Source organism: Modicisalibacter sp. 'Wilcox', from assembly GCF_010993675.1.
Lineage (GTDB): Bacteria > Pseudomonadota > Gammaproteobacteria > Pseudomonadales > Halomonadaceae > Modicisalibacter > Modicisalibacter tunisiensis.
Genome location: NZ_WNXF01000020.1, coordinates 1 through 15,191, shown reverse-complemented (window position 1 = coordinate 15,191; position 15,191 = coordinate 1). Strand labels below are relative to the sequence as shown.

At 64.6% G+C, this 15,191-nt stretch carries 12 protein-coding genes; 8 read left to right on the top strand and 4 right to left on the bottom strand.

The features are described from left to right. Positions 1-14 precede the first annotated feature (14 nt). From G7A98_RS15275 to G7A98_RS15250, 6 genes are all read left to right on the top strand, one after another. A complete protein-coding gene (locus G7A98_RS15275; protein WP_163650543.1) occupies positions 15-1,364 on the top strand; it encodes a nucleobase:cation symporter-2 family protein in 1,350 nt (449 codons plus the stop codon). A 202-nt stretch (positions 1,365-1,566) separates the two neighbouring features. Then, the gene (locus tag G7A98_RS15270; protein ID WP_163650542.1) at positions 1,567-2,736 is read left to right on the top strand and encodes an isovaleryl-CoA dehydrogenase; all 1,170 of its coding nucleotides are present in this window, start codon (positions 1,567-1,569) and stop codon (positions 2,734-2,736) included. Between the two features lie 12 nt (positions 2,737-2,748). Further along, positions 2,749-4,356 (top strand): carboxyl transferase domain-containing protein, encoded by a 1,608-nt coding sequence (locus G7A98_RS15265; RefSeq protein ID WP_163650541.1) that lies wholly within the window; start codon positions 2,749-2,751, stop codon positions 4,354-4,356. 19 nt (positions 4,357-4,375) lie between these two features. Then, the gene (locus tag G7A98_RS15260) at positions 4,376-5,197 is read left to right on the top strand and encodes an enoyl-CoA hydratase-related protein (RefSeq protein WP_163650574.1); all 822 of its coding nucleotides are present in this window, start codon (positions 4,376-4,378) and stop codon (positions 5,195-5,197) included. Continuing rightward, positions 5,194-7,248, top strand: coding sequence for an acetyl/propionyl/methylcrotonyl-CoA carboxylase subunit alpha (locus G7A98_RS15255; protein ID WP_163650540.1), 2,055 nt, complete (start codon positions 5,194-5,196; stop codon positions 7,246-7,248). The genes G7A98_RS15260 and G7A98_RS15255 overlap by 4 nt, the downstream gene beginning before the upstream one ends. A 203-nt stretch (positions 7,249-7,451) precedes the next feature. Beyond that, a complete protein-coding gene (locus tag G7A98_RS15250) occupies positions 7,452-8,354 on the top strand; it encodes a hydroxymethylglutaryl-CoA lyase (RefSeq protein WP_163650539.1) in 903 nt (300 codons plus the stop codon). Positions 8,355-8,439: 85 nt separating this feature from the next. Here G7A98_RS15250 and G7A98_RS15245 read toward each other — a convergent pair whose 3' ends face one another. The 4 genes from G7A98_RS15245 to G7A98_RS15230 all read right to left on the bottom strand — a co-directional run bounded on the left by G7A98_RS15245 (position 8,440) and on the right by G7A98_RS15230 (position 12,641). After that, positions 8,440-9,387 carry a LysR family transcriptional regulator gene (locus G7A98_RS15245; RefSeq protein WP_163650538.1) on the bottom strand — a complete coding sequence of 316 codons (948 nt, stop codon included), beginning with the start codon at positions 9,385-9,387 and terminating at the stop codon, positions 8,440-8,442. 129 nt (positions 9,388-9,516) lie between these two features. Then, a complete protein-coding gene (locus G7A98_RS15240) occupies positions 9,517-11,157 on the bottom strand; it encodes an acyl-CoA synthetase (protein WP_163650537.1) in 1,641 nt (546 codons plus the stop codon). A 207-nt stretch (positions 11,158-11,364) separates the two neighbouring features. Next, positions 11,365-12,165, bottom strand: coding sequence for an enoyl-CoA hydratase (locus G7A98_RS15235; RefSeq protein ID WP_205596289.1), 801 nt, complete (start codon positions 12,163-12,165; stop codon positions 11,365-11,367). A 26-nt stretch (positions 12,166-12,191) separates the two neighbouring features. Further along, the gene (locus tag G7A98_RS15230; protein ID WP_163650536.1) at positions 12,192-12,641 is read right to left on the bottom strand and encodes an OsmC family protein; all 450 of its coding nucleotides are present in this window, start codon (positions 12,639-12,641) and stop codon (positions 12,192-12,194) included. Between the two features lie 287 nt (positions 12,642-12,928). On the opposite strand from G7A98_RS15230, the gene G7A98_RS15225 reads away from it, so the two are divergent. Both G7A98_RS15225 and G7A98_RS15220 read left to right on the top strand, forming a co-directional pair. Beyond that, a complete protein-coding gene (locus tag G7A98_RS15225) occupies positions 12,929-14,350 on the top strand; it encodes a dihydrolipoyl dehydrogenase (protein WP_163650535.1) in 1,422 nt (473 codons plus the stop codon). A 503-nt stretch (positions 14,351-14,853) separates the two neighbouring features. Continuing rightward, complete coding sequence (locus G7A98_RS15220; RefSeq protein ID WP_163650534.1) at positions 14,854-15,129, top strand: iron-sulfur cluster assembly scaffold protein; 276 nt, start codon at positions 14,854-14,856, stop codon at positions 15,127-15,129. The last annotated feature ends 62 nt before the right edge of the window (positions 15,130-15,191 follow it).

Genomic DNA, 15,191 nt, shown 5'->3' with positions numbered 1-15,191 from the left:
AGGAGAGACACACCATGACCACCGCTTCCGAGCAATCCATGCAGGAGGCTCCGCCGAGCGTGCGCAGCACCCATGACGTCAACGCCATGCCGCCGCTGGGGCGAGCCATACCGCTGGGCATTCAGCACGTGCTGGCGATGTTCGTCAGCAACGTCACCGTGCCGATCATCATCGCCGGGGCCGCCGACCTGTCCGAGGCCCAGACCACGCTGATGATCCAGGCGGCGATGTTCGTCGCCGGGGTCGCCACCCTCGTCCAGTCGCTGGGGCTCGGCCCCATCGGGGCCCGGCTGCCGATCGTCATGGGCACCAGTTTCGGCTTCGTGCCGGTGCTCATCCCCATCGCCGTGGGCATGGGCGTGCCCACGGCCCTGGGAGCCGCCCTTTGCGGGGGCGTGGCCATGGCACTGGTGGGGCTGTTTCTACCCTATGTGCGCTTCTTGTTTCCGCCGGTGGTCACCGGCACCTTCGTGATCATGATCGGCACCCTACTGATGCCGGTCGGCTTCGCCTATATCGGTGGCGGCTTCGGCGCCGCGGACTTCGGGGCCCTGCACCACTGGCTGCTGGCCGCCCTGGTGCTGGTCGTGACCATCGGCTTTCACCAGTTCGGCCGCGGCATCTGGTCGGAAATGTCGCCACTGCTGGGCCTGGTCACCGGTTTCGTGGCGGCGCTGGCTTTCGGCTACGTGGACTTTTCCGGCCTGCAATCCGCCGCCTGGTTCTCGCTGCCGGTGCCCTTCGCCATCGGCGTGGAGTTCCACCTGTCCGCCATCCTGCCGGTGGTGCTGCTGGCGGTGGTCACCTGCGCCGAATCGATCGGCGATATCGTCGGCACCACGGTCGGCGGTGCCAACCGCGAGCCCACTCACAAGGAACTCTCCGGCGGCGTCATGGCCGACGGCCTGTCGAGCGTCTTCGCGGCGATCTTCAACGCCTACCCGCAGATCAGCTTCAGCCAGAACGTCGGCATCGTCGCCCTGACCGGGGTGATCAGCCGCTTTGTGGTCGCCATCGGCGGGCTCTTCCTGGTCATCGCCGGGCTGCTGCCCAAGCTGGGCGCGATCATCTCGGGCATTCCCAACTCGGTCCTCGGCGGCGCCGTGGTGATCATGTTCGGCATGATCGCCAGTGCCGGCATCAAGATGCTCAGCGGCATCGAGTTCAACAGGCGCAACATGCTGATCATGGCCATGGCCCTGGCCACCGCGCTGGGCCTGCCCGCCCAGGAAGGCCTGTATTCGGGGCTGTCGGACAACCTGGCGGCGATCATCGATTCCGGGCTGATTCCCGGAGCCCTGGTGGCCATCGTGCTCAACCTGGTCCTGCCCCACGGCGAGCGACCGATGCGCCAGAACGTCTGACGATCCCTCCCTCGCCTTCCCCTCTCCCCCTGCGCCCCGGCACGCTCGTGCCGGGGTTTCTGTGTGTAACGCCCGTCTGCGACCAAAGCTCTACTTTACGTTAACGTAAACCCTTTCTATGCTGCCCTGCATGACGGACAGCCCGTGGCCAGCTCGCGCCACGCCGACCCGCGAAGCCACCCGGTTCAGGAGACACATCGCCATGCACGCCCCCTACACTCCGCTCGACTTCGGCCTTCCCGACGAACTGAACATGCTGCGCGATCATGTCAACGCCTTCGCCCGTGACGAGATTGCCCCGCAGGCCGCGCAGATCGACCACGACAACGTCTTCCCCAGTGACCTGTGGCAGAAGTTCGGCGACATGGGCCTGCTCGGCATCACCGTACCGGAGGAAGACGGCGGCAGCGGCATGGGCTATCTCGCCCACTGCATCGCCATGGAGGAGATCTCGCGGGCCAGCGCCTCGGTGGGGCTTTCCTATGGCGCGCACTCCAACCTGTGCGTCAACCAGATCAAGCTCAACGGCAATGCCGCCCAGAAGGCAAAGTACCTGCCCGGGCTGATCAGCGGCGAGCATGTCGGCGCACTGGCGATGTCCGAGCCCGGCGCCGGCTCCGACGTGGTATCGATGAAGCTTCGCGCCGAGAAGCGCGGCGACACCTACGTGCTCAACGGCAACAAGATGTGGATCACCAACGGACCGGACGCCCACGTGCTGGTGGTCTATGCCAAGACCAACCCCGAGGCCGGCTCCAGGGGCATCACGGCGTTCATCATCGAAAAGGACTTTGCCGGTTTCTCCACCGCCCAGAAGCTCGACAAGCTGGGCATGCGCGGCTCCAACACCTGTGAACTGGTGTTCGAGGACTGCGAGGTCCCCGCGGAGAACGTACTCGGCGAGGAGAATCGTGGCGCCAGGGTGCTGATGAGCGGCCTGGACTACGAGCGCACCGTGCTCGCCGCCGGGCCCATCGGCATCATGCAGGCGGCCATGGACGTGGTGGTGCCCTACCTTCACGAGCGCAAGCAGTTCGGCCAGTCGATCGGCGAGTTCCAGCTGGTCCAGGGCAAGGTGGCCGACATGCTCACCACGCTGAATGCCTGCCGCGCCTATCTCTACGCCGTGGCCGGCGCCTGCGACCGTGGTCGCAGCTCGCGCAAGGACGCCGCCGGCGTGATCCTCTACTGCGCCGAGAAGGCCACCCAGGTCGCACTGGATGCCATCCAGCTGCTCGGTGGCAACGGTTACATCAACGAATACCCCACCGGGCGCCTGCTGCGCGATGCCAAGCTCTACGAGATCGGTGCCGGCACCAGCGAGATTCGCCGCATGCTGATCGGTCGTGAACTCTTCAACGAGTCAGCATAAGGGCGACGAGACATGGCTATCCTGACGACCCAGATCAACCCGCGCACCGAGGCTTTCCAGGCCAACGACGCGGCAATGCGCGCCGAGGTCGGCAAGCTGCACGAGCTGACCGCATCGATCGTCCGGGGCGGCGGCGACAAGGCCCGCGAGCGCCACGAGTCGCGCGGCAAGCTGTTCGTGCGCGACCGCATCGACCACCTGCTCGACGAGGGCGCGCCGTTTCTCGAGATCGGCGCGCTGGCCGCCCATGAGGTCTACGGCACCGAAGTGCCCGCCGCCGGCGTGGTGGCCGGCATCGGCCGGGTGTCGGGGGTCGAGTGCGTGATCGTCGCCAACGACGCCACGGTCAAGGGCGGCACCTATTTCCCGCTGACCGTGAAGAAGCACCTGCGCGCCCAGGAGATCGCCCGCAAGCACCGCCTGCCGTGCCTCTACCTGGTCGACTCCGGCGGCGCCCACCTGCCTCATCAGGACGAGGTGTTCCCCGACCGCGACCACTTCGGGCGCATCTTCTACAACCAGGCCACGCTCTCCGCCGAAGGCATCCCGCAGATCGCCGTGGTGATGGGCTCGTGCACCGCCGGCGGCGCCTACGTGCCGGCAATGGCCGACGAGTCGATCATCGTGCGCAACCAGGGCACGATCTTCCTCGGCGGTCCGCCGCTGGTGAAGGCCGCCACCGGCGAGACGATCAGCGCCGAGGACCTGGGCGGCGCCGACGTCCACGCCAAGGTCAGCGGCGTGGCCGACCATTACGCCGACAACGACGCCCACGCCCTGCGGCTCGCCCGCCGCGCGGTATCGCGGCTGAACTGGCAGAAGCGCGGCGCGCTGGCGATGCGCGAATCGCGCCCGCCGCGGCTCGACCCGGACGAGCTCTACGGCATCGTCGGCACCGACCTCAAGAAGCCCTATGACGTGCGTGAAGTCATCGCGCGGCTGGTCGACGACTCCGACTTCGACGAGTTCAAGCGCTACTACGGCGACACCCTGGTCACCGGCTTCGCCCACTGGTGCGGCCATCCGGTGGGCATCATCGCCAACAACGGCGTGCTGTTCTCGGAATCCGCCGTCAAGGGCGCGCACTTCATCGAACTCTGCGCCCAGCGCAAGATTCCGCTGATCTTCCTGCAGAACATCACCGGCTTCATGGTCGGCTCCAAGTATGAGCAGGAAGGCATCGCCAAGCACGGCGCCAAGCTGGTCACCGCCGTGGCCTGCGCCAAGGTGCCCAAGTTCACGGTGCTGATCGGCGGCAGCTTCGGCGCCGGCAACTACGGCATGTGCGGACGCGCCTACGACCCCAACCTGCTGTTCATGTGGCCCAACGCGCGTATCTCGGTGATGGGCGGCGAGCAGGCGGCCAACGTGCTGGCCCAGGTCAAGCGCGATCAGTTCGATCGCAGCGGCGAGACCTGGAGCGAGGACGACGAGAGCACCTTCAAGGCGCCGATCCGCGACCAGTACGAACGCCAGGGCCACCCGTTCTATGCCAGTGCGCGGCTGTGGGACGACGGCGTGATCGATCCGCTGCAGACCCGCGACGTGATCGGCCTGGCGCTGGCGGCGGCGATGAATGCCGAAGTCGAAGAGACACGCTTCGGCGTGTTCCGCATGTGAGGACGCCATGACAGACGCAATCCGCTATTCCCGTCTCGACATCGATATCCGCGGCGTCGCCTGGCTGAGGCTCGCCAGGCCCGACGTCCACAACGCCTTCGACGATGCCCTGATCGGCGAGCTCAACGCTCATCTCGACCGCCTGCATGACGCCGCCGAGCATGGCGAGGTGCGGGTGATGGTACTCGGTTCCGAGGGCAAGCACTTCTCCGCCGGCGCCGATCTGAACTGGATGAAGCGCATGGTCGACTACAGTGTCGACGACAACCTGGCCGATTCCCGGGAGCTGGCGCGCCTGATGCAACGCATCGACAGCCTGCCCTGCCCCACGCTGTGCCGCGTGCAGGGTGCCGCCTATGGCGGCGCGGTGGGACTGGCGGCCTGCTGCGACATCGTCGTCGCCTCGGAGGCCGCACGCTTCTGTCTCTCCGAGGTCAGGATCGGCCTCTCGCCGGCGGTGATCAGTCCCTATGTGCAGCGCGCCATCGGCAGCCGCCAGATGCGCCGCTTCGCGCTGACCGCCGAGGTCATGGACGCCACCACCGCGCATACGCTGGGCCTGGTCCACGAGGTCGCCGGCAGCCACGAACTCGACGAGCGTGTCGAGCACTGCGTCGCCCGCCTCCTCGAGGCTTCGCCCCGGGCACAGCGCGCCACCAAGGCCCTGCTCGCCGAGGTGGCCCGCGCGCCCGACAGCGACGCCACCCGCGAGACCACCTGTCGGGTGATCAGCGAACTGCGCGTCGGCGATGAAGGGCAGGAGGGTCTGGCCGCCTTCTTCGACAAACGCACCCCCGCCTGGCGACCGGCCGGCGACGACGACAAGGAATCCCGCTCATGAGTCTCGCCAATGCACCCCGCCCGCTGGGCTCGGTCCTCATCGCCAATCGCGGCGAGATCGCCTGCCGGGTGATCCGCACCGCCCGCCGCCTGGGGCTGAGAAGCATCGCCGTCTATTCCGATGCCGACGCCAACGCCCGCCATGTCCGCGAGGCCGATGAAGCGGTACGGCTGGGCCCCGCGCCGGCCCGTGAGAGTTACCTCGACATCGACGCCGTGATCGACGCCGCCCGGCGCACCGGCGCCGACGCCATCCACCCGGGCTACGGCTTCCTCTCCGAGAACGCCGAGTTCGTCGCCGCCTGCGAACACGCCGGCATCGCCTTCGTCGGCCCCCCGGCCTCGGCGATCGCCGCCATGGGCGACAAGTCCGCCGCCAAGGCGCGCATGGAGACCGCCGGCGTGCCGCTGGTGCCCGGCTATCACGGCGACGACCAGGACGACGACCACCTCAGGGCCGAGGCCGAACGCATCGGCTACCCGGTGCTGCTCAAGGCCAGCGCCGGCGGCGGCGGCAAGGGCATGCGCGTGGTCGAGTCCAGCGACGCCTTCCAGACCGCGCTGGACGGCTGCCGCCGCGAGTCGAAGGCCGCGTTCGGCGACGACCGCATGCTGATCGAGAAATACCTGACCCAGCCGCGCCACGTCGAGGTTCAGGTGTTCTGCGACAGCCAGGGCGACGGCGTCTACCTGTTCGAGCGCGACTGCTCGGTACAGCGCCGCCACCAGAAGGTACTGGAGGAAGCCCCCGCCCCGGGCATGACCGAGGCACTGCGCCGCGAGATGGGCGAGGCCGCCGTGCGCGCCGCCCGCGAGATCGGCTACGTCGGCGCCGGCACCGTCGAGTTCCTGCTGGATGCCGACGGCCGTTTCTACTTCATGGAGATGAACACCCGCCTGCAGGTCGAGCACCCGGTCACCGAGATGATCACCGGCGAGGACCTGGTCGAATGGCAGCTCGCCGTCGCCGCCGGCCTGCCGCTGCCCAGGGCGCAGGATGAACTCGCCATCAGCGGCCATGCGTTCGAGGCCCGCCTCTACGCCGAGGACCCGGCGCAGGACTTCCTGCCGGCGACCGGCACGCTGGAACGCTTCGGCCTCGACCTGACCGGCGCCGCGCTGGATGCCGACCGGGTGCGGCTGGACAGTGGCGTCGATGCCGGTGATGCGGTCTCGATGCACTACGACCCGATGCTCGCCAAGCTGATCGTCCACGGCGACGACCGCGATCAGGCGCTGGCGACTCTCAACCGCGCCCTGGCGGCGCTCGACGTGGTCGGCGTGACCACCAACCGCGCCTTCCTGCAGCGCCTGGCCGGCCACCCCGCCTTCCAGCGCGCCGAGCTCGACACCCGCTTCATCGAGCATCACCACGACGATCTCTTTGCAGTTCGCTCGCCCGACGCCGCCACCTACGCACAGGTCGCGTTGCAGGCGCTCGATCACCTGCAGGGTAAAGCCAGCGACGCTCCCTGGGCGCGTCGCGATGGCTGGCGGCTCAACGCGCCCCGGCAGGTGCGCATCGCCCTGACCGACCCGGCCCACGCCGCGGACGCCGGCGACAGCGCCGCCGTCGTCACCGTGCGCGCCGAACGACCGAACGCCGACGGCGACTGGCACCTGAACGTCAACGGCGAGCATTTTCAGGGCCAATTGCAGCGGCTCGAAGGCGACGCCGTGGCGATCACCCTCGACGGCCACCGTCGCCGCTACCTGGCGCGCCACGAGCGCGCCGCCGACGGCGACCGTCTGATCCTCGGCGATGCCCACGGCGAAGTGCGCCTCGCCTGGCGGCGGCTCGATGCCGTCGACCACGGCCACCACGAGGCCGACGCCACCCTCGCCGCGCCCATGCACGGCACCGTGGTGGCGCTGCTGGTCGAGCCGGGCCAGCGCGTCGACAAGGGCACCCCGCTGATGGTGATGGAAGCGATGAAGATGGAGCACACCCTGAGCGCCCCCGCCGACGGCCACGTCGAGAGTTTCCACTTCCAGGGCGGCGATACTGTCGGTCAGGGCGATGTGCTGCTGAATTTCACCGCCGAAGAGTAGCCCGAGGAATCCCCGGGTTCGCAGGAGCAAATTGTGGGAGCGACTTCAGTCGCGATGAACCGGCCTTTGGGCCCTTGCCGTCGGGGGTGAATGCCCTCCCACGATAAGCCTGGGGTGCCGGGCCGAACTGCGGGAGCGACTTCAGTCGCGTTGCAACGCGTTGCGTGGAGTCATCACCCGCATCTTGCCACCAGGAGGTCCCAATGCCCTTTCCCCAATCCGTCAGGCTGGTCGAGGTCGGACCCCGCGACGGCCTGCAGAACGAACCCGAACCGATCAGCACCGCCACCAAGCTGGAACTGATCGACCGGCTGGGCGTGGCGGGCCTGCGGCACATCGAAGCAGCGAGCTTCGTTTCGCCCAAATGGGTGCCGCAGATGGCCGATCATCGCGAGGTGATGACCGGCCTAGCCCGTCGCCCGGGGGTGGTGTACTCCGCCCTCACCCCCAACCTCAAGGGGCTGGAAGCCGCACTGGAAGGCGGCGTCGAAGAGGTCGCCGTGTTCGCCGCCGCCAGCGAGAGCTTTTCGCAGAAGAACATCAACTGCTCGATTGCCGAATCGCTGGCACGTTTCGAGCCGGTGCTGGAACGCGCCAGACAGGCCGATGTGCGCGTGCGCGGCTACGTCTCCTGCGTGCTCGGCTGCCCCTATGAAGGCGAGATCGCGCCAAGCAAGGTGGCGGAAGTCTCGAAGGCGCTGCATGAGATGGGCTGCTACGAGGTCTCGCTCGGCGACACCATCGGCACCGGCACCCCGCTCAAGGCCAGACGCATGCTGGAGTCCGTAGCCCGCGACATGCCGATGGACAGGCTCGCCGCTCACTTCCATGACACCTACGGCCAGGCACTCGCCAACCTCTACGCCGTGCTCGAGGAAGGCATCGCCGTCATCGACAGCTCCGTCGCCGGCCTCGGCGGCTGCCCCTACGCCAGGGGCGCCTCCGGCAACGTCGCGAGCGAGGACGTGGTCTACCTGCTCCACGGGCTCGGCATCGAAACCGGCATCGACCTGGAGACCCTGGCCGACACCGGCACCTGGATCACCCGGACCATCGGGCGACCCAATCGATCGAAGGTGGGTGTGGCGCTGGCCGCCAGGGGATGATGCGGCCATGTCACCGATACCGGCCCCGGTCAGCCGGAGGAGGGCCTCGGGGCCTACCACTGGATAGTCGGCTCAGGTCAGCCGGTCAGCGGCTCTCTTCATTTTCGGCCAGCATGCCGGCCTCTTCCAGCAACCAGTCTCGGAACTGACAGGCGATGGGGCGCTCCAGGCTCTCGCCCGCGCTCACCACGTAGTAGGCCTGGTCACAGTTCAGCGGGCGATCGGCCAGCACGACCAGCTTTCCGGCGGACAGCTCCGCCTGGTGGAGGTCCCGGCTGCCGAGCAGGACGCCCTGGCCGGCGATGGCCGCCTCCAGCGCCAGCAACCCGTTGCCGAACCGCAGTTCGCGTAAGGCGCCAGTATCGTCCCCCTGCTGCTGGAACCATTCCTTCCAGCCATAGGGCTCCTTCAAGCGGGACAGGGTGCCGTCACACAGCAACGGCAACCCCTTCAGTGACTCGATACCCGCCCTGGTGGAGGCCAGTTCCGGCGCGCAGATCGGTACCAGGTCCAGGCTCAGCAACCGCCGGGGCGCCAGGCCGGGATAGTTGCCATAGCCAAGACGCACGGAGACATCGATGCCGGCACGCTTGAGATCGGCTACGCCCAGGACGCTTCCTCGGTCCCGGTCCACCGTATGCAGGCTTGCCTGCAGTCTCACTTCGGCGTCGGGGCAACGGGCATAGAACCGGTGCAGGCGCGGCACAATCCACTTGGTGGCGAACAGCGGTTCGGCGCACACGGTGACGATCAGACGTTCCTCGCCGTAGGAGCGGATCTTCTCGACTGCACGCCCCAGGGTCTGGAATCCCTCATGCAACTCCGGCAAGGCACCACGCGCGGCCGGCGTCAGGCTGACCCGCCGATGGTGGCGGACAAATAGATCAACACCGAGATACTCCTCGAGCGCCTTGATTTGATGGCTGATCGCCGCCGGCGTGACATTGAGCTCCTTGGCCGCCGCGGCGAAGCTCCTGGTTCGCGCGGCGACCTCGAAGTAGGAGAGCGCAATCAGGGGAGGAAGTCGTGACATGACCAGTGCTCACTTGAGTGACGGGGGCCACCGGCCCGATCGAGCGACCCGGTGAAGGGCCACTATAATTGTTGCCGGGCTACACACCATACCGTCCACTTCAAGGCCCTCACCTCCTGTCGCGACTTCTCAGGCCGGCAGACGGCTCTCGAGTTGCCGACGCAACTGGAACTTCTGGATCTTGCCGGTCGAGGTGGTCGGGAGCCGGGTGAATATCACCTTCTTGGGGACCTTGAAGCGACTGATGTTCTCTCTGCAGAAATGAATCAACGCCGCCTCGTTCAACTCGCTGCCGGGGCGCAGCTGGACGAAGGCGGCGGGCACCTCGCCCCATTTCTCGTCCGCCATCGCCACCACCGCTGCCAGTTCGACGTCATCGTGCCGCTGGATGACTTCCTCGACTTCCAGGGAGGAGATGTTCTCCCCACCCGAGATGATCACGTCCTTGAGCCGATCGCGGATCTTGACGTAACCATCCGCTTCCACCACGGCAAGATCACCGGAGTGAAACCAGCCACCGGCAAAGGCTTCCCGGGTCGCGGCCTCGTTCCGCAGGTATCCCTTCATGACGATGTTGCCACGAAACATGATCTCGCCCACCGTCTCGCCATCGGCGGGGACGGGTTCCAGCGTGACAGGGTCCAGCACCGCCATGCTTTCCTGCAAGGGGTAGGCCACTCCCTGACGTCCGTTGAGCCGGACCCGCTCCTCCAGGGGGTATTGATCCCAGCTATCCTGTTTGGCGCACACAGATGCCGGGCCGTAAGTCTCGGTCAGTCCATAGACATGGGTGAGCTCGATGCCGATGGTCTCCATCCGCTCCAGCACCGACGCCGGGGGCGCCGCCCCGGCGATCAGGCCGGACACGGGGTGGTCGATCGGTCGCTGCGCCGCCACGGCGGCATCGGCGATCATCGAGTGGACGACGGGCGCACCACAGTAGTGAGTGACCCCATGCCGCCGGATCAAGTCCAGGATTACCTCCGGATCGACTCGACGCAGACAGACGCTGGTTCCGCCGAGCGCCGCCAGTGTCCACGGGAAACACCAGCCGTTGCAGTGAAACATCGGTAGCGTCCAGAGATAGACCACCTCGGCGGGCAGCGTCCAGGACAGCACGTTGCTGACCGCATTCAGGTAAGCGCCTCGATGGTGGGTGACCACCCCTTTCGGATTGCCGGTGGTGCCGGAGGTGTACCCAAGCGCAATCGCATCCCACTCATCGACCGGCAGCTGCCAGTCGTCCTGCTCCGGCTGCTCGGCCAAAAGCGCCTCGTACTCCAGGTCGCCCACGAAACGCTCCGCGCCCTGGCTTGGATCGGAGACGTTGATCACTCGGGGCGCCGGACTTTTCAGCCGGTCCAGGGCCTTGTCGACCACGTCCGCATACTCGGGATCGACCAACAACAACCGTGAGCGGCTGTGATCCAGGATGAAGGCTACCGCTTCCGCATCCAGGCGAATGTTGATTGCATTCAATACCGCCCCCGCCATCGGCACCCCGAAGTGTGTCTCGTACATGGCCGGGACATTCGGCAGCATGACCGCGACCGTATCGCCGCGGCCAATGCCGAAGCGTCTCAACAGGGAGGCCAGTCGGCAGCAGCGGCCATAGGTCTGCCGCCAGGTGTACCGTGTGTCGTTGTAGATCAGCGCCGTCCTGTCCGGATAAACGGCGGCAGCCCGCTTGATGAAGCTCAAGGGAGACAGCGCCACATGATTCGCCGCCGTTTTCTCGAGAGCCTCATTGAAATGGCAAATATCGTTCATGGATCAACCCCTGTTATTTTAGGGAAGGGTTCATAACCCGGGCTTTCAACCGCCATAACCACGGTACGGGCCAATAGCCTTTCAGCCGTCACCACACATGTCGACGGCAAGGCCGTTTCAGGATTTACTTCGATTTTCAAATGCATGACGTGCTGCTCGCCAGTGGCCAAAAAGAATCAACGATTGCAGGCACGTTTCAGGTATTGGCTACTGGCCAGGCTGCTCCCAGATGGGTCGACGCTTGCCGAGAAAGGCATGGATCCCCTCGGCGGCGTCGGGGCTCATCATGTTTTCCGCCATCACATCGCCGGCATAATCGTAGGCATCGGCCAGTGCCATCTGACGCTGGGAATGGAACATGGACTTTCCGAAACGAACCGCCGCCGGACTCTTGCCGAGTATTTGATCGACCTTGTCAGCCACGGCAGCATCCAGGTTGTCGTCATCGGTAACAGCGCTCAACAGGCCCCAGTCAAAAGCCGTGTCCGCATCGATGAAATTGCCCGACACCAGCATGTCGAACGCCCGTTTGGGAGAGATGCTGCGTGACAGCGCGACGGCCGGAGTCGAGCAGAACAGTCCTACATTGATGCCCGATACCGCGAAGCTGGCAGAACGGCCCGCGATGGCCAGGTCACAGCTGGCCACCAACTGGCACCCCGCCGCCGTGGCCATGCCCTGGACCCTGGCGATGACCGGGACCGGCAGGGCCACGATACTCTGCATCACCCGGCTGCAGCTGCGAAACAATTCCTGGTAATAGGCCTTGTCGGGATTGGCACGCATCTCCCGCAGGTCGTGTCCGGCACAAAAACCACGACCCTTGCCGGCGATAACCACACAGCGGACAGCAGGATCGCCCGCTAGCGTATCCAGCTCCCGCTGCAACGCGATCAGCATCGCTTGGGAAAGGGTGTTGAACTTGTCCGGACGATTCAGCGTGAGATAGACGGCTCCATCGCTCTCTTCCCTGAGAAGAATATCGTCCATGGTGTGACTGAGACTCATACATGCCTCGCGACAAAAGTAGATTTTTAAAGGTGATTTATCGTCACCTCGGCGGTGATCGAGTTTCGGATAAAACAGTTCCGGTGAGCCCCGGCATGCATCCGGGATATTGCCTTCTGGTCCGGCATGGTATCACCACTGAAAGTGATGCGCGGTGACAGCTCGATACGCGTCACTTCCCGCCCCTTTTTATCATTGCTCTCCAGATAGCCTACCGGATCATCTTCATAGACTTCGACCTGATAACCCTGAAACTCGGCGATAGCCAGAAAAAACAGCATATGGCAGCTGGACACCGCACTGATCAGCATTTGCTCCGGGTCGGCACAGCCTGGATCGCCCTTGAATTCGGTCGACGCGGAAACATCGATCTGCTGGCCACCGTTCAATGTAACCCGGTGATTACGCGAATAGGTACTTGCATCGCTTTCGTGGGGAGCACGCTGCCAACGGATGACGGACTGATGGACTGACATAGAAATACCTCCTGAGCATGCCCGCAGGCTATGCCATCCGAGGGTAGCCGTAAAACGACGATTGCTAACCCGTAAGATTAGCTTATCTAATGCAAAGCTCACCGGAAAGATCGCCGCCGGCCACGCGGCGTTATCATGGCGGGAGATAACGAGGACCAGGCAATGGAGCGAAAATAGATGAATGACAAAAAGTAAGCCAAATACTTAGAAAGGGTCACTTTACCCCCTTGCATGGGTCCGGCTAGCCTGCATGCGTCATGAGATCACGCGGGACAGGGCGATTGAGCATGAAGACCATTGAGGTTGAATACGCGATCATCGGTGCCGGCACCAGTGGACTGGGTGCCTATTCAAGGATCAGTCGCCAGACCGACAGCCTGGTGATGATCCAGGACGGCCCCTACGGTACCACCTGTGCGCGGGTTGGCTGCATGCCCAGCAAACTGTTGATCACTGCCGCCGACCATGCCCACCATTTGCACACTGGCGATTTCTTCGGGGTGCCCTCCTCGGGCCGCGTGGAAGGACGCAAGGTACTGGAGCGGTTGCGGCGAGAGCGCGATCATCGGTTCGTCGCCCGCAACCTCCGCTACATCGACAAGATTCCGAACCATCACAAGCTCGAGGGGCGCGCCCGGTTTATCGGGCCGGGGCGCCTGATGGTGGGTGAGTCGGTCGAGGTCAGGGCGGAAAAGTTCATCCTCGCCTGCGGCTCGCGTCCCGCGATCAGCGAGGTCTTCAATCCCGTGATGTCCCGCGTCCTCACCAGCGACACGATATTCGAGCTGGAAGACCTGCCCCGTTCGATTGCCGTGATCGGCATGGGCGTCATCGCCCTGGAACTGGGCCAGGCGCTCCATCGACTGGGCGTCGACACGACCCTTTACGGGCGCTCCGGCAGGATCAACGCCCTCACCCACCCGATCATGCAGCGCCAGGCGCTCGAGGTGCTTTCCGCCGAACTGGACATCCAGCCATGTGGCCAGGTACTGAGCACCTGGGAAGACGCGGAAGGCGCCTGGATCGAGTATGAGCAGCCGGACGGCCAACGCATCACCAAGGTATTCGACAGGATCCTGGTCGCCATGGGGCGGGTGTCCAACCTGGACCGGCTGGGGCTGGAGCAAGCGGGTGTGGAGATCACGGACCGGGGCACGGTGAGTTTCGATCCGCACACGATGCGCTGCGGCAACCTGCCCCTCTTCATTGCCGGGGATGCCACCGATCACCTGCCAGTCTGGCACGAAGCCTATGACGAGGGACGAATCGCCGCCGACAATGCACTGAACTCCCCGGCCCCCGCCCCGGCAGGACGTCGACCGCCATTGATGGTCTTCTTCACCGATCCCCAGATCGCCATCATCGGCCAGAGCTTCCAGCAGCTTCAAGGCCGGGAGATCGTCATCGGTGAACTGCCGTTCACCAGCGCCCGCCATGTGGTCTGGAACAAGGTGCAAGGGCGTATTCAGGTCTACCTGGACGCACGAACCGACGTCATCCTGGGTGCCGAGTTGCTGGGATACCAGGCCGAGCACCTGGCACATCTGCTGGCCCTGGCCATCACGCATGGCATGACGGCGGAACAGGTACTGGCGATGCCCATCTACCACCCCAGTGCCGAAGAATTGCTGCGGGATGTGTTGATCGATGCCCGGAAAAAGCGCAAGCGACACGAAGCGGAGACAGTGAGCCTGACTACACCAGCTTAACGCTAGACCTCCATGAAAAAGTAACGGCACGCCCTCTGGCAGCATGCTTGAAAGGATCCGCACCACCTACGGGCCAGGAGTGCAAAGCTCTCATCGACCATCAGGTCAGCCAGACATACCTAGAATATAGGGAGAGGACAACTTCATCGCGATGCTCTGTCTAATCAGCAGTCCCGGCAATCGCGCCCTCAGTCAAGAATATTCAGGTGATGTATCGAAGCCTGATGACAGCGGCAGGCATTAGGCCATGTCAGATAAGAACCTGCGACGGCTGCAAAGCATCAACAACCGTCTCGAAAAAACCCGAGTGCCAGTAACGTTCAAACATCGATGCCACAGACAAAACCAGCCCCCGGATTCTCGGTACGCGATGACCGAGACCGGGACCATCTGCGAGAACCCCAGACCCCACCCGGTACTCACTGTGCTGAGGCAGTAGGGCTTATTTTCCAGCGCTTATTAAAAGCCGTGCTCAATGTTTAATGAGGGTTAAATTGAATAGCATGAATGATGGCATCGAGAACCCTGACTTTATCCTTCAACTGAGAAAATATTCTTCTCGGGCACGTCGTGACCGACGCCTCCAGGGTGGCAATGTCCGTACGATCACTCTCACAATCCAGTCAGAAAGCAAGGATAGCGTCACCATTGATGCAGTGATCGAAGATGGCATTATCCAGGAGGTGGGGTATCGAGTTCGCGCCTGTTCACTGGCACAAGCGACAACGGCACTCGTTGCTGAACGTGCAGCTGGCTTAAACATGGACCTGAATCCGTGATGCCGGCGTCGACACTTTCCCTATCGCCGTCAGCGAGCATTTTTTGACCTCCGATTCCGTCT

Bases quoted from the DNA above. Each gene is read 5' to 3' on its own strand.
- G7A98_RS15275 (WP_163650543.1), top strand. From the start codon at position 15: ATGACCACCGCTTCCGAGCAATCCATGCAGGAGGCTCCGCCGAGCGTG.
- G7A98_RS15270 (WP_163650542.1), top strand. From the start codon at position 1,567: ATGCACGCCCCCTACACTCCGCTCGACTTCGGCCTTCCCGACGAACTG.
- G7A98_RS15265 (WP_163650541.1), top strand. From the start codon at position 2,749: ATGGCTATCCTGACGACCCAGATCAACCCGCGCACCGAGGCTTTCCAG.
- G7A98_RS15255 (WP_163650540.1), top strand. From the start codon at position 5,194: ATGAGTCTCGCCAATGCACCCCGCCCGCTGGGCTCGGTCCTCATCGCC.
- G7A98_RS15250 (WP_163650539.1), top strand. From the start codon at position 7,452: ATGCCCTTTCCCCAATCCGTCAGGCTGGTCGAGGTCGGACCCCGCGAC.
- G7A98_RS15245 (WP_163650538.1), bottom strand. From the start codon at position 9,387: ATGTCACGACTTCCTCCCCTGATTGCGCTCTCCTACTTCGAGGTCGCC.
- G7A98_RS15240 (WP_163650537.1), bottom strand. From the start codon at position 11,157: ATGAACGATATTTGCCATTTCAATGAGGCTCTCGAGAAAACGGCGGCG.
- G7A98_RS15235 (WP_205596289.1), bottom strand. From the start codon at position 12,165: ATGAGTCTCAGTCACACCATGGACGATATTCTTCTCAGGGAAGAGAGC.
- G7A98_RS15230 (WP_163650536.1), bottom strand. From the start codon at position 12,641: ATGTCAGTCCATCAGTCCGTCATCCGTTGGCAGCGTGCTCCCCACGAA.
- G7A98_RS15225 (WP_163650535.1), top strand. From the start codon at position 12,929: ATGAAGACCATTGAGGTTGAATACGCGATCATCGGTGCCGGCACCAGT.
- G7A98_RS15220 (WP_163650534.1), top strand. From the start codon at position 14,854: ATGAATGATGGCATCGAGAACCCTGACTTTATCCTTCAACTGAGAAAA.